The sequence below is a fragment of the Streptomyces sp. NRRL S-340 genome (genome assembly GCF_000720185.1).
In the GTDB taxonomy this organism is placed as follows: Bacteria; Actinomycetota; Actinomycetes; order Streptomycetales; family Streptomycetaceae; genus Streptomyces.
Genome location: NZ_JOIY01000003.1, coordinates 144,247 through 165,257, shown reverse-complemented (window position 1 = coordinate 165,257; position 21,011 = coordinate 144,247). Strand labels below are relative to the sequence as shown.

Here is a 21,011-nt window from a genome sequence, read left to right as displayed (position 1 = left end):
AGGGGAGCACTCATGCACGTCTTCGTCACCGGCGGCACGGGCACCATCTCCGCCGTGGTCGCCGAACTGCTCGGCAACGGTCACAGCGTTCTCGCACTCGCTCGCTCGGAGGCCTCCGCGCAGGCCCTCGGCAGCGCCGGAGCCAAGGTGCTGCGAGGAGATCTGGCGGACCTCGGTGTCCTGCGGTCCGGCGCCGCGCAGTCCGACGGCGTGATCAACCTGGCGTTCGGACGCGACTACAGCAGCCCGGACGCCCTCGCGCGGGCCGTCGCCGAGGAGAGCGCAGCTCTGGCCGCGCTCGGGCAGGAACTCATCGGAAGCGACCGCCCGATCGTCACGGTCTCGGGTACGCCCTGGGTGCCGGGGCGCGCCTCCACCGAGGCCGATCCGCTGCCGACCGACGGGCCCGTGGGCGGCAGGGGCCGATCGGTCACGGCGCTGCTGGATCTCGCCGAGCGCGGTCTGCGCAGCGCGGCGGTCCGCATGCCGCGCACGGTGCACAACCAGGGGCAGGGCGGATTCGCCGGGCTGCTGGCCGAGGCGGCGCGCCGCACGGGGGTCGCCGGCTACCCGGGCGACGGCACCCAGCGCTGGCCGGCCGTGCACGCGCTCGACGCGGCGGTCCTGTTCCGTCTGGTCCTGGAGTCGGCACCGGCCGGGACGTCCTGGCACGCGGTCGCCGACGAGGGCGACGCGGTGCGGGACATCGCCACCGTCATCGGCCGGCGCCTGGGCCTGCCCGTCGAGCAGGTTCCGCAGGAGACCTTCGGCCCGTTCGGCCCGATCTTCGCCATGGACCAGCCCGCGTCCAGCGCCCGCACCCGCGACGCCCTCGGCTGGCAGCCGACCCACTCCGCCCTCCTGGAGGACCTGGAGAACCTCCAGCCCTGACACAGGTGACCCGGACGGGACGGCGGAACGCTCACCCGAAACGGCCGCACCGGCCCCGCCCCGGGCCGGCCGACAGGCTTTGTCCTGGATCTGTAACGGCGCCCGCCGGGCGCAACGAGCCGCGGATCGTGTCCATCTGACTGGTCGGCGAGGGCGCGACAGGGCGCCGTCGCACACAGGGGAGCGGGCCTCACCATGGGGGAGACCCGCAGGAGGGAAGTCCATGACCAGGACGAAGAAGGCCGGGACGAAGGCACGCTACGGCCGGATGGCCGTGATCGGCGCGCTGGGTCTGGCCTCGGTGACACTGGCCGCTGTTCCGGCGTTCGCCAAGGGCGACGCGGACGTCACGGCGCCCCGCACGGCGCACGTCGGCAAGACGATCACGGTCACGGCGCAGGGCGACGACGACAGCGCCGGTTTCCTGCACCAGCTGTGCCTGGAGGAGAACGGCTTCGGCCAGGGCTGGCACCAGGAGAACTGCAGCGCCGTCCGCACCGGCGACGTGCGGGTGACCGCGCACGGCACGTCGGCGCGCCGCGGGGACCTGAAGTTCCGCGCGGTGCTGTACGGCCTGACCAGCAAGCACGACCGGCATCCGAAGCGCCTGCACACCTCTGACGTGGTGACGGTGCACGTCCGCTGATCCGGCACTCCGGCCGCGGGCAGTGGCACAGCCGCTGCCCGCGGCCGAACGCGCTTCGACCACGTGTCAGCCGACGGCACCCGAGACCGCGGTGTCGCGCAGTTCCGTGAGGTCGGGCGACGGCAGCCGGGACAGCTCGGCACGCGCGGAACGCAGCGCGTCAGCGTGGTGCGGGGTACCGAGGACGGCCGTCACCGCGGCGGCGATCGTCTCGCGCCGCGCCCCCACATCCAGCGCCGGACCGAGGCCGCGCCGCGCGAACGCGGCGGTGTTGCCGGGCTGGTCACCGAGAACACCCATCCCCAGAACCGGCGTCGTGCTCTCCACCGCGTCGAGCAGGGAGGCCCGTCCCCCGTGCGTCACGAACAGGTGGACACGGTGCAGGAGCACGGGCTGCGGAACATGCTCGACGACCCTGACGCGGGGTCCCGGGCTCCGCAGGTGCTCCGCGAGATCGCCCGCGGACACGATCACGTCGCAGTCGGTCCCGGCGAGCGCCGCGATGATCTCCCCGTACACGCTTTCCGTGACGGTACGCAGACCGGGCATCGCGGTGGTCAGCGTGCCCAGGCTCACATACACGAGCGGGCGGGAGCCGGGGGAGGGGACCGGCCGGCCGGTGAGGGCGCTGCGGTGTCGCGCGACGGAGCGACGCACCGCACGGGCGGATGACGGCGGCGTCTCGTAGAACCAGTCGAGCGGCGCCGGGACCAGGAGCGGCGGCAAAGCAGCCGGTGCGTCCTGACCGTGCCGTCCGTAGAGGCCGGCCAACGCGGGCCGGACGTCGGTGTCCCACAGATCCAGGAGCAGCGGGCCGAGGCCGTTGTCCGCCGCGAACAGGGGCAGCCGCAGGACCTGAGCCGCGAGGTGCGCGCCGAGATCACTGCACTCGGCCATCACCAGGTCGGGGCGCTCCCGTGTCCACGCGGTGATCAGATCGCGGGCCTTCGCGCCGGCCCGGTCCGGCCAGAGCCGGCCGAAGACATACCGGTTGAAGGGGCCGTTCCCGCTCTCCTTCCAGATCTCGCTCACCGCCCGCTGCACCTCAGGATCGCAGGTCCAGTCCGATCCGGCCCTGCAAAACCGCACACCCCGCCGCTGCGCCTCACGGCGGAACATCGGGGGAGCGTGGAGCGTCACCTCATGGCCCTGTGCGAGGGCCGGGCCGATGACGAAATCCAGGGCGGACACATGGGAAGGTATCGGCTCGGCGGTGACGGCCACCCGTAAGGCCGCGGGTGCTCGGGAAGATTTCGGCAACGTGTGTCTCACTGTTCTGATCGTGCCGCGCCCGGGCGCGGGCCCGCAGCGCCCGTCGGTCCCCGGGGCAGCCACCCGGCCGGGCCGGGGACGCGAAGACGGTGCACGCGCGTCCCCGGCCGCGGGGATCTGCTGACACCCCGACAGACAGCGGGCCCCGCGGGCGGGTTTCACCGGGCGGTGACTGTGACGGGACGGTGACAACCGCCGTACCGGACGGCGCGGCGCGAGCCGGCATCCCGCCCGGGCACGCCCCCTGCCACGCCCACGGCCGCCGGTTCGGCCGTGACGGGACCGCGTCGACGGCCCGCTCGCCCCGTGCCTGCCGCCCTGCCTGCCCCGGACACGGCCACCGCCGGCCCTCCGAGAGGCCGTCAGACCGTCAGGACGGCCGGCAGGGCCGCGCCGAACTCCGCGGGACGTTCCAGGCGCACCACGTGCCCGGCGTCGGGGACGACGAGCCCTCGGTGCGGAACCCGGCGGTGGTGTGGAGGCAGCGCTCCCCACGCTCCCAGCCGTTCGAGACGGCCCCGGCCCCGTGACCTCTGGGCGTTCGGACCGAGGGGCGGCCGCGGCATGTCATCACGGTGCCGGCCGTCCTCCGCCTCCGCGGGGTCCTGGCCGGCCAGTGGACCGTCACCGGCCTCGGCCTGTGAGACTGAACCGCGCGCCGATCCTCTGCCCGAGCCGACACCTTCCACAAGGAGTCCGAGACAAGCATGAACACCAAGCAGCCGACCGTCACCGCCTTCGCCGTCTACCCCGTGGCGGGCCGCGACTCCATGGCACTGAACCTCTCCGGAGCCCACGCCCCGCACTTCACCCGCAACGTCCTCGTCCTGACGGACTCCGAAGGACGCACGGGCCTCGGGGAGGTGCCCGGCGGCGAGAAGATCACCCAGACCCTGCGCGACGCCGAATCCCTCGTGACCGGGTCCGAGATCGGCGACTACAAGCGGATCCTGCGCGAGATCCAGGACCGTTTCGCCGGCCGGGACGCCGGCGGACGCGGCGCCCAGACCTTCGACCTGCGCACCACCGTGCACGCCGTCACCGCTGTCGAGTCGGCACTGCTCGACCTCCTGGGCCAGCACCTCGACGTACCGGTGGCGGCCCTCCTCGGCGACGGCCGGCAGCGCGACACGGTCCGCGTCCTCGGCTACCTCTTCTACGTCGGCGACCCCGACCGCACCGACCTCGACTACCACCGCGCCCCCGACGCACCGGCGGACTGGTACCGCATTCGCCACGAGGAGGCCCTGACCCCCGGGGCGATCGTCCGCCAGGCCGAGGCCGCCTACGAGCTCTACGGCTTCCGCGACTTCAAACTCAAGGGCGGCGTCCTCGACGGCGCCGAGGAGGTCAAGGCGGTACGCGCCCTCAAGGAGCGTTTCCCCCAGGCCCGCATCACCCTCGATCCCAACGGCGCCTGGTCGCTGCGCGAGGCCGTCGAGCTGTGCAGGCCCCTGACCGGGACCCTCGCCTACGCCGAGGACCCCTGCGGAGCCGAAGACGGCTACTCCGGGCGCGAGATCCTGGCCGAGTTCCGCCGCGCCACCGGCCTGCCCACCGCGACCAACATGATCGCCTGTGACTGGCGGCAGATGACCCACGCCATCGCTCTGCAGTCCGTCTCCATTCCGCTGGCCGACCCGCACTTCTGGACCATGCAGGGCTCGGTGCGCGTGGCCCAGCTCTGCAACGCCATGGGCCTGACCTGGGGCTGCCATTCCAACAACCACTTCGACATCTCCCTGGCGATGGTCACCCACTGCGGAGCCGCCGCACCGGGGGAGTACAACGCCCTGGACACCCACTGGATCTGGCAGGAGGGCCTGGAACAGCTCACCGTGGCGCCGCCTCGCATCGTCGACGGCGAGATCGCCGTCCCCGACGCTCCCGGTCTCGGCGTACAGATCGACATGGACCGGCTCCTCGCCGCCCACGAGCTGTATCAGGAGAAGGCGCTGGGCGCGCGGGACGACTCGGCCGGCATGCGATACCTGGTCCCCGGCTGGGAGTTCGACGCCAAGCGACCCTGCCTGGTCCGGTAGACCGCACGGTCGCAGCACTTGTTCCCCACGGCATCCGCTCCACGGGACCCGCCCGGCGCTCCGGCCGGCCGGAAACGAGGGCCGGTGGGCCCTGTCCGCCCCTCCTGCTAGCCGGTGGGCCGCCGCCGGGCGGCCGGCCGCTGCAGGCCGGCCCGACGGCCGCGTGCAGGCCGGCCGTCGGTGGCTGTGGCTCAGCCGTCGGTCGCTGTAGGCCGGTTGTCGGCGGGGGTCGGTGACCTGTCGGTGGTCTGTCGCCGGACGCCAGCACAGTGGAGTCGTCCGGCGCCGCTCGTCAGCGGCACCGGTCACCGGCACCACCGTCCCGGCCCGCCGGACGGGCTCCCGGCATGACCAGCCGGGAGCCCGTCCGGTCGTCCACGACCAGGAAGAACGTACCCATGACCAGCGATGTCACGATCATCGGCGCCGGCCTCGGCGGCCTCGCCCTCGCCCGCGTCCTGCACCTGCACGGCATCCCCGCCGCTGTCTACGAGGCGGAGCCCTCCCCGGCCTCCCGCGCACAGGGCGGAATGCTCGACATCCATGACTACAACGGGCAGATCGCCCTCGAAGCCGCCGGCTTGACGGACGAGTTCCGCGCGCTGATCCTGGAGGGCCGGCAGGCGATGCGGGTCCTCGACCCGGACGGGACCGTCCTGTTCGACAAGGCCGACGACGGCACGGGCGGACGCCCCGAGGTGCAGCGCGGCGAACTGCGGCAGATGCTGCTCGACTCGCTGCCGGCCGGCACCGTCCGGTGGGGCCACAAGGTCATCGGCGCCCGGAGCCTCGGCGACGGCCGTCACGAGGTGACGTTCGCGGACGGCAGCACCGTCGTCACCGGGCTGCTGGTCGGCGCGGACGGCGCGTGGTCCAAGGTCCGGCCGCTGCTCTCCTCCGTCACCCCCGAGTACACCGGCAGGTCGGTCGTCGACACTTACCTGTTCGACGCCGGTGTCCGGCACCCGGCTGCGGCGAAGGCGGTCGGCGGCGGGTCGATGATCGCCGTCACGCCGGACCGGGAGATCTTCGCCCACCGGGAGAAGGGCGACACCCTGCACGCCTACGTGGGGCTGCGCCGACCGCGGGACTGGTTCGACACCATCGACTTCACCGACTCCGCCGCGGCCACCGCACGGATCGCGCAGGAGTTCGACGGCTGGGCGCCGGAGCTGACCGCGCTGATCACCGAGGCCGACACGGCTCCGGTGCTGCGCCCCCTCTACGCCCTGCCGACCGGGCACCGGTGGGACCGCGTGCCGGGGGTGACCCTGCTCGGCGACGCCGCCCACCTCGCCGCCCCCAACGGCGAGGGCGCCAACCTCGCCATGCTCGACGGCGCCGAACTCGGCAAGGCCCTGGCCGCACACCCCGGAGACGTCGAGGCCGCGCTCAGCGTGTACGAGCGTGAGCTGTTCCCGCGCAGCGCCGAGGCCGCCGACTTCGCGACCGCCGAGGCCCACGCGGCCGATTCCGGCAACGCCGCCCCTCACGAACTGGTCGCCGCCTTCACCCGGCACGAACCGCCCCGGGCCAGGTAAGGCATCGCCCGGGCCGTCCATGCGCCGGCCCCGGCGCCGGGCAACCGCGCCGGGGCCGAGGGCCTTCGCCCGGGCGTCGCACGGGCATGCGCTCGTGGGAGTGATCGTCCTCGGACGGCCGTGACGCGCGGGAACGGTCACCCGCTTGTCAGGGCATCGGGGCGGACCGAGCAGAGCGGGCTACGGCCTTGCGCGGCGGGAAGGACGAAGGGCAGTGCACCGTGAGGGCAAGTCCAGGCGGGACCGCCCGGCCCTGGCCGTGCGGCTCGGTCCTGACACGACCGCGGGGGCGTGGCGGCGGGACAGGAGGCCCTTTCGCAGGAGAACGCACATCGTCTCGCGGCGACGGACCGACCCGTCGGGCCCCCCTTCCCAGGCGTCCGGTTCACGGCCGCATGGACGTGACCCGGCCGCTCGTACAGGGCGCGCCCGGGGTTCTCCTCCTCCATGGCGAGTCCGGCCCTGCGCAGCCCGCGATGCCGCGGCCGGAGACGGCCCCGGCGTGAGCGGACGGAGGGGGGAGCGATGAGTTCCGGGTCCCGGACCGGTCCACCCCTGTGGCCAGTGACAGCCGCGCCTGAACTCTGTGAGGGACCATGACCACTCATCCACTGCCGCCCGTCGTCGACGCCGCCACCTGGGAGCACCGGCTCCAGACACTGCGTGCCAGGGAGAAGGCCGCGACCCGGGAGCTGGACGCCATCGCCGCCGAACGCCGCCGCCTGCCGATGGTGGAGATGCCCCCCTACGTCCTCGAAGGCGAGGACGGGCCGGTCCGGCTGGTGGACGTCTTCGACGGCAAGAGGCAGCTGATCGTCTACAACCACATGTGGTTCCCCGGCAAGGAATGGCAGTGCCCGGGCTGCACGGGTTTCACCGCGCAGTTCACCCGCCTGGAATTCCTGGATCGCTATGACGCGCGTTTCGTCATCGTCACCCAGGGCCCGATCGACGAGGCACTCGCGTACAAGCGGCGGGTCGGCAACCGGATGACCTGGTACTCGACCGCCGGCAGCTCCTTCGGAGCCGATGTCGGCGCACCGCCCGGGGGAGCGTTCGCGGTGAACGTGTTCCTGCGGGACGGCGACACCGTCTACCGCACCTGGCACACCAGCGGTCGGGGTACCGAGCAGCTCACGCACACCTTCGCGCTCATCGACCTCCTGCCGTACGGGCGGCAGGAGGAATGGCAGGACTCGCCCGAGGGATGGCCGCAGTCCCCCACCTACAGCCGCTGGCCGGGCTCCGAGGACATCGCCGCGCTCTACGGCACGGGCACCGACGGGGCGGAGCGTCTGTGACCTGACGTCTCCCACGCGTCGCGGCATGAGGCTCGACGCGTGGGCCGGGCCGGGCGCCGGGACCAAGCGCTGACGGCCCGTCCCCGCCCTGGGGCCGGGGACGGGTGACCGCGAGGGCGGGACGGCTCGCTCGCCGTCCGGGACGTGAGTGGGGGTCCGAGGCCCAGGACGTGGGCGCCGGGGTGGCAAGTCCGCTCAGCGCTGGGCCGGGGTGCGCCGCGTGACCGGCAGCGGCGGGGTGACGACGGGTTCCAGGAGCCGGGCGAGCTGACGGCGCTGCTGCGGGTCGAGCCGGCCGGTCGCCGGTGCCAGGGCGTCTCGGATCTCGCCGTCCAGCCGTTGGGTGGCTGTACCGCTCGCCCGGATCTCCGAGGCATGGACCGGCAAGACCGACGAGCGCCTGGTCTTCGTGCCCTGAACCGGGGGCGGTGACCGCTCGGGCCGTCCGGCATCACGTCGCCACCCACCGGGCGTGCCCCACGAACACGGCATGACCACCGCCGCGCCCACGGACGGCCCTCGCCGACGAGGGCTTCGCGCACCCGGCCGGTGACGACAGGCCCTGGCCGTCGGTCAGGTGAGGCGCTCGGCGGCGTAGGCCTCGACGGCGTCACGCTGGAACGCCGCGAGGCCGGGTGCGACGGCCTCGTAGGCGGCGCGCCAGGCGGGGTTGTCGACGCAGGCCCGGCCCATGGCCCGGTGCTCCTCCGCCGACACCGGGCGCAGGGCGGTCAGGGCCCGGTACTGGGCGTCGATCTCGCTCTGCACCGGCTCCGAGTCCGCCGGGTGGCCGGCGGCCAGGAGTTCGGCGAGGCGGATCATCTGGGCGGTGCGTTCGCGCTGTCCGGCTTCGATGTCCTGCGGACTCATGCCCGCGACATGGCGGGCGACCCGCTCGGCGTGGGCGGGGAAGTCGCGCAGGCTGTCCTGGTACTGGTCGGGTTGGACGCCCTCGAAAAGGTTCTCCGGGCGGTTGATGGTCATGGGGGTGTCGTCCTTCCTGGACTGCTCCAGTTCGGCGATCGTGCGGGAGACCGTGGCGGCCAGTGTGTCGAGCCGGTCCCGTTCGGCCAGCAGCCGTCGGTGGTGGCCGCGCAGGGCTTCCACCTCGTCGACCTGCTCGGCCAGGACGCGGCCGATGTCCTCCAGCCCGAGACCCAGCGCCCGCAGGACGAGGATCTGCTGCAGGAGCAGCAGCTGGCGTTCGCCGTAGTACCGGTGGCCGTTGGCCCCGATGCGGGCGGGCGGCAGCAGGCCGATCTGGTCGTAGTGCCGCAGCGTCCGGGCGGTCACGCCCGACATCCGGGCCACCTCCGCGATCGGCCAGTCCATCACCGTCTCCCTCACGCTCACCTCACCGGGCCGGTCTCTCCGGCCCTGGTCATGACCGTAGAAGCTGCCGCAGCGGCAACCGCAACCCCTCGCGAAACACCACCTCGACGGTCCCGGGCGCGCGACGGCGCCGCCTGCGCGGAGCGGCAGCGCCTGACGTCACCGGGACGCGTCCCTCCAGCGCCCCTCGGGCCGATGCACCGAGCTGGGAAGCCCGGGCACCTTCGCCGGCTCATGGCCGAGGCCGGCTCCTGCCGCCGCCGTCACCGGGCCGTGCCGGCCGACAGCCAGCGGCGCACGCGCACTTCAAGCAGCACTCGCTCGCTGCCGGGACGGGTGGGAGCGGACACATCCCACCCGTATTTCCGCTCGAACGCGGCCACGACCTGCTGGGGGAAGCCCTCACGCATCAGTGATGCGTCTCCTTCGGCGACGACCGGAAACCGGCCGTCCTCCAGGGCCAGGGACACACGGGGCTCCTCGCGGATGTTCCTGACTTTGACGGAGCTGTCGTCCGTACCGATCCACCACCGGGAGTTCCGGTAGACGAACCAGACCGGTGTGACGTGGGCGGAGCCATCCGGACGCACCGTGCACAGCCAGACGTTCTTTTCCTCGGCCAAGCGCGGAAGGACGTCCGGCCCTGGCTCCTTCACAAGATCACTCATTCCGCTATCGGACCAGCGGACGTGATGAAACACATCGGGCAACGCGTCGGACCATCGGCCTAGGTCCCGCGGTCCGAAGGAAGTCCCCCTTCGGCAGTGAGCCTTGCCGGCCCGGCTGCGGCATCCGTCCGGGAGCCTCTTTTCGCGCCCGCCCCCGCTCTTCCCGAGCGCTCGCCCAGGCCCTCCTCGTCAGCGCTCGCCCGGGGCCTGCTCGTCCAGCCCGACCCGCCGGTGTCTAGGATCCCTGGCACGGTCCGGACGCCTCCCGCCCGCAAGGTCCTCGCCGAGTTCCTCGACGAAGCGGCTGCGCAGGGCGGGGCGGTGGTCCTCACCGGCCGTCGCGAGGCGATCACCGAGACGCACGCCGGCGGCGTCCACGTCATCGGTGACGGCCGGGTCAGGCCGTACGGCGGGCCGAGGGCCGGGCCTCGACGGCCGAGCCGGTCCTGACGGCACCGCCCACCGGCGTCATGCCGGCGGAGGCGAACTGGCCGGCGTCGCGCGGAGGTGCTGGAACACCTCGTCCTCGGCCACCGCCGCACCACCACGGCCGAGCGCACCACCGGCGCTCTCCGGGCCAGTACGACCGGTACGCGAGGAGAGACGACGTGGCGAGCCGGGCGAGTCGCCCCCACGGCACCCCGTCTCCTGCGAGAGCAGGTGATGACGGTCACGCAGAACGGCATACATGGACCTGAAGCCGCTCCGAGTCCCGCGAGCGAGCGGGCTGTGTGCCCGCGTCGCCCTGTCTCCAGTGAGGAGCCGTATGCAAGCCATCATCGTGCGAGACCGTGACGCCGGTCCTGCCGGCATGTCTCTGACGGACATTCCCTATCCCCACGCGGCCGAGAACGACGTCATCGTTCGGGTGCACGCCGCCGGCTTCACCCGTGGTGAGCTGGACTGGCCCGCCACCTGGACCGACCGCGCCGGCCGCGACCGTACGCCGAGCGTGCCCGGTCACGAGCTGTCCGGTGTCGTCGTGGAACTGGGGTACGGCACCACCGGTCTGAGTGTCGGCCAGCGGGTGTTCGGCCTGGCCGACTGGACCCGCGACGGCAGCCTCGCCGAGTACACCGCGGTGGAGGCCCGCAACCTCGCCCCCCTTCCCGCGGACATCGACCACACGCTCGCCGCGGCCCTTCCCGTCTCCGGACTGACCGCCTGGCAGGGCCTGTTCGACCACGGCCACCTCACCACGGGCCAGACCGTCCTGATCCACGGCGCCGCGGGCGGCGTCGGCTCGATCGCCGTACAGCTCGCCCGTGAAGCCGGCGCCCGTGTCATCGGCACCGGCCGGGCCCCCGACCGGGACCGGGCGCTCGCCCTCGGCGTTCACACCTTCATCGATCCGCAGACCGAGAAACTGGAGGACGCCGGTGAGGTCGATGTCGTGCTCGACGTGATCGGCGGCGACATCCTCGACCGCTCGGCCGCGCTCGTCCGGCCCGGCGGCACGCTGGTCACCGTCGTCGAGCCGCCCCGCGTCCGGCCCGAGGACGGGCGGGCGGTCTTCTTCGTCGTCGAACCCGACCGCGCCCGGCTCACCGGCCTCGCCGGGCGCGTGCGCGACGGCCGGCTCGCACCGGTCGTGGGGGCTGTGCGGCCGCTCACCGAGGCGCTCGCCGCGTTCGCCCCCGGCAAGCACGGCCCAGGCAGGACGATCATCCGCGTCACGGAAGAATGAACAGGAGACCGGACCGGTCGTGATCGGAGGCCGGTCGCCGCCGGCCTTCCGGCCGTGGCCACGCTGCCCGCGGCCACGGCCTGCCCGCCCTCCGGTCAGCCGGCCCACGCCAGGACGACGGCGACGGGCGCGGTGTCGAGGCGCCCCGTCGATGTCCCGAACAGGGCAGTGGGCGGTGAGCGCGACGCTCTCCTGAACCTTCACTTCCCGGAGCCTGACAGGGGGATTGACGCGGCTCCCGTATGAGGGGTTAATTCCTTGGTGCCGTACATGGGAGCGCTCCCAAAGCCATCGTGGACGCGCACGCGACCCCTACGTATCCGAGGAGCCATCCGCATGAGCGCACGCGACCATGCCGGAAGCACTGGAACACCCGGCAGAGCCGACCGGACCGCAGGAACCGGAAGAAGCAGAAGAAGCAGAGGAGCCGGGGGAAGCGGGCGGACCGGAGGAGCCGGAGGAACCGGCGCAACTCTCCGCCCGCTCACCGTCACCGTGGCCGCCGCGCTGGCCGCGGCCGCACTCACCGCCGCTCCCGCGCAGACAGCGGCGGCGGCGCCGGCGCAGGTGCCCCGGCCCACCACCCTGTACACCCCGCCCGCGAACCCGGACGCCCACCGGCAGATCCTGGAGCTGGCAGGGCAGGGGAGGATCAGGGACGCGGCCGGTGTCCTGGCGATGACGCTCACCCCGCAGGCCGTGTGGTTCGGCGACGGCACACCCGACCAGGTGCGGGCGTCGGTGCGCAGGACGGTCGAGGACGCGGCCCGCCGCCACGCGCTGCCGGTGCTGGCGCTCTACGACATCCCGGGCCGCGACTGCGCCCAGTACTCGGCCGGCGGAGCCGCCGGCACGGCGCAGTACGAGGCGTGGATCGACGCCGTGCGCGCGGGCATCGGACGACTGCCCGCCACTGTGATCCTGGAGCCCGACTCACTGTCGCTGCTGCCTTCGGACTGCGGCCAGGACGACGCGCAGGGCAGCAGGACCACCGAGCGCTACACCGAGATCCACTACGCGGTGGACGCCCTGGAACCGCTCGCCGGGACCAAGGTCTACCTGGACGCCGGGCACAGCGGCTGGCACAGCGTCAGCGACATCGTGCCCCGCCTGGTCACCGGCGGCGTCGGTGACGCCACCGGCTTCTTCCTGAACATCTCCAACTACCGCACCGACAGCGAACTGGCCTGGTACGGCAAGCTGATCTCGTCCTGCCTGAGCTACGTGTCGGCCGGCGGCCCGGCGGCCGACTGCCCGGACCAGTGGTGGCCGGTGAACGACGCCCAGGCATGGCTCGACGCACACGTGCACGAGGCGCCGTCCGCCATGAAGCACTTCGTCACCGACACCAGCCGCAACGGCCAGGGCCCGTGGACCGCGCCGGCCGGCGTCTACTCCGACCCGCAGGAGTGGTGCAACCCGCCCGGCCGCGGCACCGGTGCCCGGCCGACCCTCGACACGGGAGACCCGCTGGCCGACGCCGAGCTGTGGGTGAAGATCCCCGGTGAGTCGGACGGACAGTGCACGCGCGGCACGGCGGGGCCCGACGATCCCGAGCGGGGCCACCCGGACCCGGCGGCCGGCAGATGGTTCCCCCAGCAGGCCCTGGAGCTGGTGCACGGCGCCAACCCCCGGCTGGTGCGCTGACCAGCGCACGCGAACGTACGGTGGCACCGGACCGGCCACGGCGCCACGCAAGAGCCCGGCAGACCGCGCGACTGCCGCGCACTCCCGGCGCCGTGAAGCCGGGCGCCACGGGATGCCGCACCGCTGACGCCGGGGCGTCAAGGCGCAGTTCGCGCGCTACGTCGAAGGGGTGGTTTGGCCGTTCGCCGGCCGATCGTGCGTGCGGAGGAGGCGAACACTGAAGGGAGGGGCGGCACGGACCTCGGGGGAAGGCGGACGGCATGGCCGACGGCACGGTTCTGGTGGCGGTGGCGGAGCATCCGGAGGACAGGAGCGCCACCGCCGGGCAGCTCGCGCGCATCGCCGAGGGGATCCGGGCGCGCGGCTTGGAGGTCCGGTGGGTGGTGAGCGCCGGCGACGCCGAGGCGGTGCTCAGGACGGAGGCCGGTCTGGCCGCCGCGGTGGTCGCCTGGGACCTGCCGCCCGGGGGCGAGGACGAACCGGGCGGCGCGGCCGTGCTGCGCCGGATCGGGCAGCGGTTCCAGAACCTGCCGGTGTACCTGGTCATGGCGGGCGAAGGGCTGCGCGAGCTGCCGTTGTGGGTGTCGCAGTCGGTGGTGGGCTATGTGTGGCCGCTGGAGGACACGCCGGTGTTCATCGCGGGGCGGATCGGCGCTGCCGCGCGCGCCTACCAGGAGGCCCTGCTCCCGCCGTTCTTCAAGGCGCTGCGGCGCTTCGACGACGCGCACGAGTACTCCTGGCACACCCCGGCGCACTCCGGCGGGGTCGCCTTCCTCAAGTCGCCCGTCGGCCGGGCGTTCCACGACTACTTCGGGGAGCGGCTGCTGCGCAGCGACCTGTCGATCTCGGTCGAGCAGCTCGGCTCGCTGTTCGAGCACACCGGCCCGATCGGGGAGGCGGAGCGGAACGCGGCGCGGGTCTTCGGCTCCGACCACACGTACTTCGTCCTGCACGGCGACTCCACCTGCAACCGCCTGGTCGGTCACTTCAGCGTGACCCGCGACGAGATCGCCCTGGTGGACCGCAACTGCCACAAGTCGGTCCTGCACGGCCTGGTCGTCTCCGGCGCCCGCCCGGTGTACCTGGTCCCCACACGCAACGGCTACGGTCTCGCCGGACCGCTGCCGCCGACCGAGATCGCCGCCGACGCGGTGGCGGCACGGATCGCGGCGAGCCCCCTCACGCAGGACGCGGTGTCCTCGCGCGCCCAGTACGCCGTGTTCACCAACTCCACCTACGACGGCCTGTGTTACGACGCGGCGACGGCGGCCCGGGCCTTCGCGGCCGGCACGCCCCGCCTGCACTTCGACGAGGCGTGGTTCGCGTACGCCCGTTTCCATCCGCTCTACGCGGGGCGCTACGGCATGGCGGTGGACGAGGAGGTCTTCCCCGGCCCCGAGCGGCCGACGATCTTCGCGACCCAGTCCACCCACAAACTGCTGGCGGCGTTGTCGCAGGGCGCCATGGTGCACGTCCGGTCCGCGCCGCGGGCGCCGGTGGAACACGACCGGTTCAACGAGGCGCTGATGATGCACGGCACGACGTCGCCGCTGTATCCGATGATCGCCTCCCTGGACGTGGCCACGGCCATGATGGACGGCCCGCAGGGGCGGTGGCTGGTCGACGAGGCGGTGACGGAGGCGGTGCGGTTCCGTCAGGAGATGGTGCGGATCGGGCGGCGGATCGAGTCGGCCGCCGACCGGCCGCCCTGGTTCTTCGGCGTGTGGCAGCCGCGCGAGGTGACCGACCCGGTGAGCGGGGCACGACTGCCGTTCGACGAGGCCCCGGCGGACCTGCTGCGGACCGAGCCCTCCTGCTGGCACCTCGCACCCGACGCGGACTGGCACGGCTTCCCCGGCCTGACCGACGGCTACTGCATGCTCGACCCGATCAAGGTCACCCTGACCTGCCCGGGGCTCGACGCGACCGGTGCGACGGCCGACTGGGGCGTCCCGGCGCGTGTGCTCACCGCCTACCTGACCGCGCGCGGCATCGTCGTGGAGAAGACCGACAGCTACACCACGCTGGTGCTGTTCTCCATGGGCATCACCAAAGGCAAGTGGGGCACGCTGCTCGACGCGCTGATGGACTTCAAGGATCTGTACGACGGGGACGCGCCGCTGGACCGTGTGCTGCCCGCGCTGATCGCCGAGCACCCTCGGCGCTACTGCGGACGGGGCCTGCGCGACCTGTGCCAGGAGATGCACGACCACTTGCGTGAGGCCCGCCTGGTCGAGCTGCTCGACGCGGCCTTCCAGCAACTCCCGGAGCCGGTCGCCCCGCCCCAGCTGTGCTACCAGCGCCTGGTCCGCGGCGGCACGGAACGGATCCGCCTGGCGGACGCACCGGGCCGGGTCGCCGCGGCGATGGTGACGGTGACGCCACCCGGCATCCCGGTCCTCATGCCGGGCGAGAGCGTCGGTGAGGCGGACGGCCCCCTGCTGCGCTACCTGAGCGCCCTGGAGTCCTTCGACCGCCGCTTCCCCGGCTTCGGCAGCGAGACGCACGGGGTGACCCGCGCTCCCGGCACCGGGGACTACCTGATCGAGTGCCTGCGTCCGGACGAGGAGCAGGGGAACGCGGGTGGCAGGACGCCGGCGCAGCGGCGCGGAGCGCAGGTGCCAGACCGGTGAGGCGAGCCCGCGAAGCGGGGGAAGGGCGGCCGGCCCGCGCCTGCCCTGCCTGCCCCGGCATCGCTCCTCACGGTCGGTCGTCGGCCGGCAGCTCCTCCTTCGGCTCCGGCGCCGGGCAGCGCTGACCGAGGCGGTCACGGCGCTGACCGGGCCGGCCCGAGCTGCCGTGCGCACGGCCCACGCCGACACGGCACGCCCCCCACATGTACCGGACTGGAGGGGCGGGAGGCCTCCGTCACCTCCGTCAGGCCGCTCCGGTCAGCGACCTCTCGTGGTGCTCCCCGCCAGGGGGCCGTCCCTGTCTTCAGGATCGGGGGCGCAGACTCCATGCGAGGAGCGGTACCGACACCAGGAGCAGCGCTCCCTCCACGGCGAGGCTGGCCAGGCCCAGCGGCTCCGTCCAGTTCCCGACGTCATCGCTGTAGTCGGGAAGTCCCGGGCCCCTGGAGAGGAGGTAACCCAGCACGGGCCCGGCGGCGACCCCGGCTGCCAGCAGCCAGCCGGGGCGGACGAGGCGCATGAGGAGCAGCACGGCGGCGACCACGGCCGCGATCTCCAGGACGTGGTAGGCGATGCCGACGTAAGTGGGGTCGCGCGTCGCCGTGACACCGCCTTGGTCCACGACGTGGATGCCGGCCACCACGAGGCACAACAAGGCTCCCGCCCACCTGGCCGCCCAGGCGGGCTCGGGCTCCGTCACGGTGCGGTCTGACATGCCGCGGTACCTTCCTCGCTCCACCCGCGCGACCTGCCGCGCCGGGATGCCGTTCACCGGATCGTCCGGAACAGGGCGGCAGGCCGTGCCCCTGTCAGGTACCACCTTCGACGGACGGCGGCGCGCCGTCCCTTCCGGCAGCGCAGGCGAGTGACGGGCACGAACGGGGCGGAGAGGTGAGGGCCGCCCCGCCCCCACGGCGTTCCCCGGCGCGCCCGAGGCGTTCGTCCTGGGCCGTACCGAAGCGTTGCAGGAGCAGCCGCACGCCACCGCCCGCGGGTGCCGGCTCAGTGCTCCGGTGCCGACGACCGGACCGGGCTCCAAGAGCCGTGACCGTCACTGACGCGACCGATCCGCTCTTCCGGGCCGCCGCGCGTCGGGCAGCCCGGGCCGGTGCCGTGCGCTGAACCGGGAGCGAGGCCGTCCGGCATCCGTGCCCCGGACAGGGCGCGGTGTGCGCGCGCGAGCTTGCCGTGGTGGTGTCCGGCGCCCGGAGGCCCCCCGGCAGACTGTCACGCGCGCCCCCGGGCCCGCCTGAAGCGGTCCAGTCCTTCCGCCAGGGACACCACCGGCTCGGGGTAAGCGGCCCTGGCGCGCTCGTGGCCCGGAAGGTTCCACGGTTCGTGCACGGACGCCCCCGGCACGTCCGCCAGTTCCGCCACCCAGCGCCGCACGTACGCCCCCTCCGGGTCGTGGCGTCTGCCCTGGACGACCGGGCTGAGGACCCGGTTGGGCCGGGTGTCGGTGCCCGTGCCGGCCACCCACTGCCAGTTCAACTGGTTGTTCGCCACGTCGCCGTCGACGAGCAGGTCCGAGAAGTGCCGGGCACCCAGCCGCCAGTCGACGTACAGCGTCTTGGCGAGGAAGCTCGCGGTCAGCAGCCGCCCCCGGTTGTGCATCCACCCCTCGTGGCGCAGCTGCCGCATCGCCGCGTCCACGACGGGATAGCCGGTGCGGCCCTCCCGCCACGCCTCGGCGTCGGCCTCCGCGTCCTTCCCGGCGCGCCACCGGTCGCCGCGCGTGCGGTAGTCGTGCGCGGCGGCGCCGGGACGTGCGGAGAGCACCTGGCGGTGGAAGTCGCGCCAGGCGATCTGCCGCACGAACGCCTCCGCGCCCGCGCCGCCCATCCTGCGGGCCCGGTGCACGACCTCGACCGGCGACAGCGTGCCGAAGTGCAGGTGAGGGGAGAGCCGCGAGGTGGCGTCGCCCGCCAGGTCGTCGTGCCGTTCCTCGTAGGCCTGCACACCCGAGCGCAGCCACGCCGTGAGCCTGCGCCGCCCCTCCGTCTCGCCGCCGGCGCACAGTCCCGGCGACACACCGCTCACCGCGGCGCGCTCCGGCAGCGGGGCGGAGGCCACCTCCGGCGGCACGGTGACCGCGCGCGGCACGTCCAGCACGTCGCGCAGGCCCTGCGCGGACCAGCGCCGGTAGTACGGCGTGAACACCGCGAAGTGGTCGGAGGAGGCCGGTGCCACCGCGCCCGGCGCCACCGCGGTGCTCACCGTGTCGTGCACGTACAGACGCCGCCCACCGGCCTCCAGCGCCCGGCGCAGCCGCCGTTCGCGGCCGCGCGCGAAGGCGCTCACGTCGCCGGCCATGTGCACCTCGTCGGCGTCCGCCTCGGCGGCCACCCGGCACACCTGTGTGACCGTGTCGCCCTCGCGCACCACCAGCCGCCCGCCCCGCGCCCGCAGCCGGGCGTCCACATCCCGCAGGCAGTCGGCGAGGAAGGCGAGCCGGTTCGGCGCGGCGAAACCCGCTGCGTCCACGGCCGGGTCACGCACGAACAGCGGTACCACCCGGCGTCCTCCGCGCAGGGCCGCACGCAGCGGCGGGTGGTCCGACAGGCGCAGATCGCAGGTGAACACGACGACCGAGGACTGCATGGGGCTCACTTCCGCTGCGGGTGGGGACACTCTCCGATGTCCGTATTTTCCGCATTCTCCCGGACGGGGGACCCCAAGGGCCGGAGCGGGGCTCCGGCGGTGCGTGCCACGGACGCCACGGGTGGCCACCGGGCCGCTCAGGACGGCACTCACCGACCGCCCCGGCCGGCGGATGTCCGCGGGTGGCGGTGAGGGCGGCCGGTCTTCTTCGCCCCGCTCGACGACCGGAGGGTGGACGGCAGGCCGCAGGGCCCGCGCGCGCGAGCGCGACCCGCCGTTCACGCGCTCCTGCTTCCCTGGGGCCGCCGCCCCCGGACAGAGGCGTTCGGGGCGCCAGGCGGTCAGCGGGCGTGTGCGTGGCCGGCCTCTTCGCGGCGCCCGCCCGGACGGGGGCCGCCCCTGCCGCGCAGGGGGACGTCCGTCTCGGTCAGCACCCGGTGCACGAACCCGTACGACCGGCCGTGGGCCTCGGCTATGGCCCGTATCGACATGCCGCGTTCGTACTGCTCCCGCATCTCCCGCGCGAGCTGCGCGCGGGCCGCGCCGGTGATCTGCTTGCCCTTGTCCACGAATCGTCTCCTTCGCTGCTCGGCGTCCGGCTGTGATCGTCGTCTACCCCGCAGAGCACGTCCTGCGCACCCGGGGGCCGAAATCGCGGCACGGACGCCGGGCGGCCGCAGGCCCGCACGCCCCCTCCTGCGGGACCGCACGGCCGCGCCCCGGGAGCACTACTGGCCGGGTGACAGCACCGCGTAGGTGACCTGCGTTCCGTCGTCCAGCCTGGTCCGGATGTACTGCTCGTTCATGGTGGGCTTCGAGGTGAGCAGCGAGATCAGCACGCCGACCGGAGCCGAGAGGAACTTGATGACGCCTCCGGCCGCTGTCCGGGCGAACAACGTCTCCAGCCGCGCGAGGGACGCCTCGGTGAGCAGTTCCCCGACGAAGTCCTTCAGGTCGCCGGAACTCTCGGGCGGGCCGTTGTAGACGGTCACGTAGTAGCCGCTGTTCTGGCGGGGGCTGACGCTGATCGTCGCGTCGTCGCGGATCGGGTTGCCGGCCGGGGCCTCCTTCGGGATGGCGATCAGGGTTCCGTCAGGATCAGGAGCCGCCTCGAACCTGTCGGTGGCATCGGTCTGCGGGTCGGGCAGGGTGTCCTGCATCGTTTCGTCGGACATGGTGGGTTCCTCGCTTCGGCAGGATGAGGCGACGGTCCGTGCCGCTCGGCGGCGGGCGAGGGTCCCGCCCGCCGCCGTCCGCGTCCCCCGTGGGCAGCGGGTCAGCCGACCGCTGGTGGCGAGCCGTCCTGCATGAACGTCACCGTGGTCACGGTGTCCGTGTTGCCCGTGTCCAGGAAGAGCTTGTACAGGTCGACGCCCTGGTAGGTGCCGCCCGGTGCACCGCCGATGATCTCCACCAGCGCCAGATGCAGATGAGGCGGCGTCGGGTCGAACCGGAGCACGGTGCCCAGCGGGTCACCTCTGCTGACCGTGGAGTCGACGGCCAGTTCGGGCGGCACATCGGTCAGGTGGGTGTAGAAACCGCCCATCATGTCGTTCGGGGCACGCATGAACAACTGCGCTCCGTAGACCTTCTGCGTGTCCGCGTCGGGGTCGTGCGGCACCAGCTTGGTGATGTGCGCGTCGAAGGCGGCGAAGATCTGTGTCCCTTCGTCCGCGCCCAGGTCCATGCCGAACTGGATGTACCAGTTCGGCGGCTGGTGGCCCCCCTGGTTGGGCCCTCCGAGCCCGCCGGTGAAGCCCGACGGGAACGGATGGGAAAGGTCGATGTCGAACGAAGCCATGGTGGCCACCTCCCGACTGCTCATGGATCCGGGTGACGGATCACACGGAAAGAACGTTGAAGCCCGCGCCCGCGAGCTGGGAGCCCAGGGCGCCGACCGTGGCGGCGTCGTCGAACTGCCCGTTCGCCGGGTCGATCCCGTTGGCGTCCTGGAACGCCCGGACCGCGGCCTGCGTACCGGGACCGTCCACGCCGTCCTGAGTGCCCGGCCTGAACCCGAGGGCCAGCAGGGCACCTTGCACTCCGAACACGTCGGCCAACCGCATCGCGATCTGCTCCACGGGCTGCCCCTGGTCCGCGACCGCCTGGGCCAGCACGAAGTGCTCCCGGTCGAGTCTGTTGCGGATCCGGATGGTTCCCTCGTCCGGTGTGAAGTGGCATTCGTCCGCGGCGGTGTTCCAGTCGTTCCTGGCGACCGCTGCCCGGAACATGGGGAAGTCGTTCAGCGTCGGTCCCAGCGCCCAGCACATGCTCAGGGTCGCCAGCTGCGCATTGGCCGGCCAGGCGGCGAAGCCGCTGAACTCCGTACGGGTGAGGAGAGTCGATTCCATCTGGTCGAGCTTGGCGAACACACGGCGGTCGATCTCGTCGTCGTCCACGTGCAGGGAGGTGAACGGCGGCCGGAAGGCGTTGTGTCCCTGCGGGGCCAGTTCCAGATGTCCTTTGACGGTGTCCCAGTCGGCGGCGATCTGGTCGGCGGTGGCCTCCGAACCGTCGTCGTTGACCAGCCAGCGGTACTGCCGCGCCTCGGCCAGCGAGCGTTCGCGTTCGTCGGCGGTCGGCGCCGAGTCGGGTTTCTCCGTCTCGTCGATCTTGTTGCCGATGCCGGTGCTCACCCAGCCTTTCTGGTCGAGGTACATGAAGGCCACCCGGCCTTCGAGCGGATCGTTGAACGCGATCCAGTAATCGCGCACGCTGTCGAACATGGTGCTCTCTCCGTCCTGGCTGTC

19 protein-coding genes are annotated in these 21,011 nt (G+C 73.0%); 9 read left to right on the top strand and 10 right to left on the bottom strand.

Annotation, left to right across the window (positions count from 1 at the left end):
* Positions 1 to 12: 12 nt before the first annotated feature.
* Together IG64_RS02980 and IG64_RS02975 are read left to right on the top strand one after the other, a co-directional pair.
* Positions 13 to 891 carry an SDR family oxidoreductase gene (locus IG64_RS02980; protein WP_037851518.1) on the top strand — a complete coding sequence of 293 codons (879 nt, stop codon included), beginning with the start codon at positions 13 to 15 and terminating at the stop codon, positions 889 to 891.
* Between the two features lie 223 nt (positions 892 to 1,114).
* A complete protein-coding gene (locus IG64_RS02975) occupies positions 1,115 to 1,537 on the top strand; it encodes a hypothetical protein (protein WP_037851517.1) in 423 nt (140 codons plus the stop codon).
* Between the two features lie 66 nt (positions 1,538 to 1,603).
* Here the strand turns inward: IG64_RS02975 and IG64_RS02970 are convergent, their stop codons facing one another.
* Positions 1,604 to 2,569: a glycosyltransferase gene (locus tag IG64_RS02970; RefSeq protein ID WP_234438366.1), complete on the bottom strand. Its 966-nt coding sequence runs from the start codon at positions 2,567 to 2,569 to the stop codon at positions 1,604 to 1,606.
* Between the two features lie 947 nt (positions 2,570 to 3,516).
* Here IG64_RS02970 and IG64_RS02960 point away from each other — a divergent pair.
* The 3 genes from IG64_RS02960 to IG64_RS02950 all read left to right on the top strand — a co-directional run bounded on the left by IG64_RS02960 (position 3,517) and on the right by IG64_RS02950 (position 7,693).
* Positions 3,517 to 4,851 carry an enolase C-terminal domain-like protein gene (locus IG64_RS02960; protein WP_037851513.1) on the top strand — a complete coding sequence of 445 codons (1,335 nt, stop codon included), beginning with the start codon at positions 3,517 to 3,519 and terminating at the stop codon, positions 4,849 to 4,851.
* 398 nt (positions 4,852 to 5,249) lie between these two features.
* On the top strand, positions 5,250 to 6,392 hold the full coding sequence (locus IG64_RS02955; RefSeq protein WP_037851511.1) for an FAD-dependent oxidoreductase: 1,143 nt from the start codon (positions 5,250 to 5,252) through the stop codon (positions 6,390 to 6,392).
* A gap of 596 nt (positions 6,393 to 6,988) precedes the next feature.
* Entirely contained in the window at positions 6,989 to 7,693 is a 705-nt protein-coding gene (locus IG64_RS02950) for a DUF899 domain-containing protein (RefSeq protein WP_037851510.1), read from the top strand.
* Positions 7,694 to 7,888: 195 nt separating this feature from the next.
* On the opposite strand, the gene IG64_RS02945 is transcribed toward IG64_RS02950, so the two are convergent.
* The 3 genes from IG64_RS02945 to IG64_RS02935 form a co-directional block, all read right to left on the bottom strand.
* Positions 7,889 to 8,080 carry a hypothetical protein gene (locus IG64_RS02945; RefSeq protein WP_037851509.1) on the bottom strand — a complete coding sequence of 64 codons (192 nt, stop codon included), beginning with the start codon at positions 8,078 to 8,080 and terminating at the stop codon, positions 7,889 to 7,891.
* Between the two features lie 186 nt (positions 8,081 to 8,266).
* Complete coding sequence (locus IG64_RS02940; protein WP_037851508.1) at positions 8,267 to 9,025, bottom strand: MerR family transcriptional regulator; 759 nt, start codon at positions 9,023 to 9,025, stop codon at positions 8,267 to 8,269.
* A 263-nt stretch (positions 9,026 to 9,288) separates the two neighbouring features.
* Complete coding sequence (locus IG64_RS02935; RefSeq protein ID WP_234438373.1) at positions 9,289 to 9,726, bottom strand: pyridoxamine 5'-phosphate oxidase family protein; 438 nt, start codon at positions 9,724 to 9,726, stop codon at positions 9,289 to 9,291.
* A 198-nt stretch (positions 9,727 to 9,924) separates the two neighbouring features.
* Here IG64_RS02935 and IG64_RS40055 point away from each other — a divergent pair, with 198 nt between their 5' ends.
* From IG64_RS40055 to IG64_RS02915, 4 genes are all read left to right on the top strand, one after another.
* Positions 9,925 to 10,143: a hypothetical protein gene (locus IG64_RS40055; RefSeq protein WP_199811491.1), complete on the top strand. Its 219-nt coding sequence runs from the start codon at positions 9,925 to 9,927 to the stop codon at positions 10,141 to 10,143.
* Positions 10,144 to 10,459: 316 nt separating this feature from the next.
* Positions 10,460 to 11,380 carry an NADP-dependent oxidoreductase gene (locus IG64_RS02925; protein ID WP_051812301.1) on the top strand — a complete coding sequence of 307 codons (921 nt, stop codon included), beginning with the start codon at positions 10,460 to 10,462 and terminating at the stop codon, positions 11,378 to 11,380.
* 495 nt (positions 11,381 to 11,875) lie between these two features.
* Complete coding sequence (locus tag IG64_RS02920) at positions 11,876 to 13,027, top strand: glycoside hydrolase family 6 protein (RefSeq protein ID WP_037851506.1); 1,152 nt, start codon at positions 11,876 to 11,878, stop codon at positions 13,025 to 13,027.
* Between the two features lie 260 nt (positions 13,028 to 13,287).
* The gene (locus IG64_RS02915) at positions 13,288 to 15,660 is read left to right on the top strand and encodes an Orn/Lys/Arg decarboxylase N-terminal domain-containing protein (protein ID WP_037851505.1); all 2,373 of its coding nucleotides are present in this window, start codon (positions 13,288 to 13,290) and stop codon (positions 15,658 to 15,660) included.
* A gap of 304 nt (positions 15,661 to 15,964) precedes the next feature.
* Here the strand turns inward: IG64_RS02915 and IG64_RS02910 are convergent, their stop codons facing one another.
* From IG64_RS02910 to IG64_RS02885, 6 genes are all read right to left on the bottom strand, one after another.
* Positions 15,965 to 16,375, bottom strand: a complete 411-nt coding sequence (locus IG64_RS02910; RefSeq protein ID WP_037851504.1) for a hypothetical protein — start codon at positions 16,373 to 16,375, stop codon at positions 15,965 to 15,967.
* Between the two features lie 512 nt (positions 16,376 to 16,887).
* On the bottom strand, positions 16,888 to 18,261 hold the full coding sequence (locus IG64_RS02905; protein ID WP_037851503.1) for a cryptochrome/photolyase family protein: 1,374 nt from the start codon (positions 18,259 to 18,261) through the stop codon (positions 16,888 to 16,890).
* 341 nt (positions 18,262 to 18,602) lie between these two features.
* Positions 18,603 to 18,830, bottom strand: coding sequence for a helix-turn-helix domain-containing protein (locus IG64_RS02900; protein ID WP_037851502.1), 228 nt, complete (start codon positions 18,828 to 18,830; stop codon positions 18,603 to 18,605).
* 159 nt (positions 18,831 to 18,989) lie between these two features.
* The gene (locus IG64_RS02895; RefSeq protein ID WP_037851501.1) at positions 18,990 to 19,436 is read right to left on the bottom strand and encodes a hypothetical protein; all 447 of its coding nucleotides are present in this window, start codon (positions 19,434 to 19,436) and stop codon (positions 18,990 to 18,992) included.
* Between the two features lie 101 nt (positions 19,437 to 19,537).
* Positions 19,538 to 20,062: a peptidoglycan DD-metalloendopeptidase family protein gene (locus IG64_RS02890; protein ID WP_158771470.1), complete on the bottom strand. Its 525-nt coding sequence runs from the start codon at positions 20,060 to 20,062 to the stop codon at positions 19,538 to 19,540.
* 40 nt (positions 20,063 to 20,102) lie between these two features.
* The gene (locus IG64_RS02885; RefSeq protein WP_037851497.1) at positions 20,103 to 20,987 is read right to left on the bottom strand and encodes a peptidoglycan-binding domain-containing protein; all 885 of its coding nucleotides are present in this window, start codon (positions 20,985 to 20,987) and stop codon (positions 20,103 to 20,105) included.
* Positions 20,988 to 21,011: the final 24 nt, after the last annotated feature.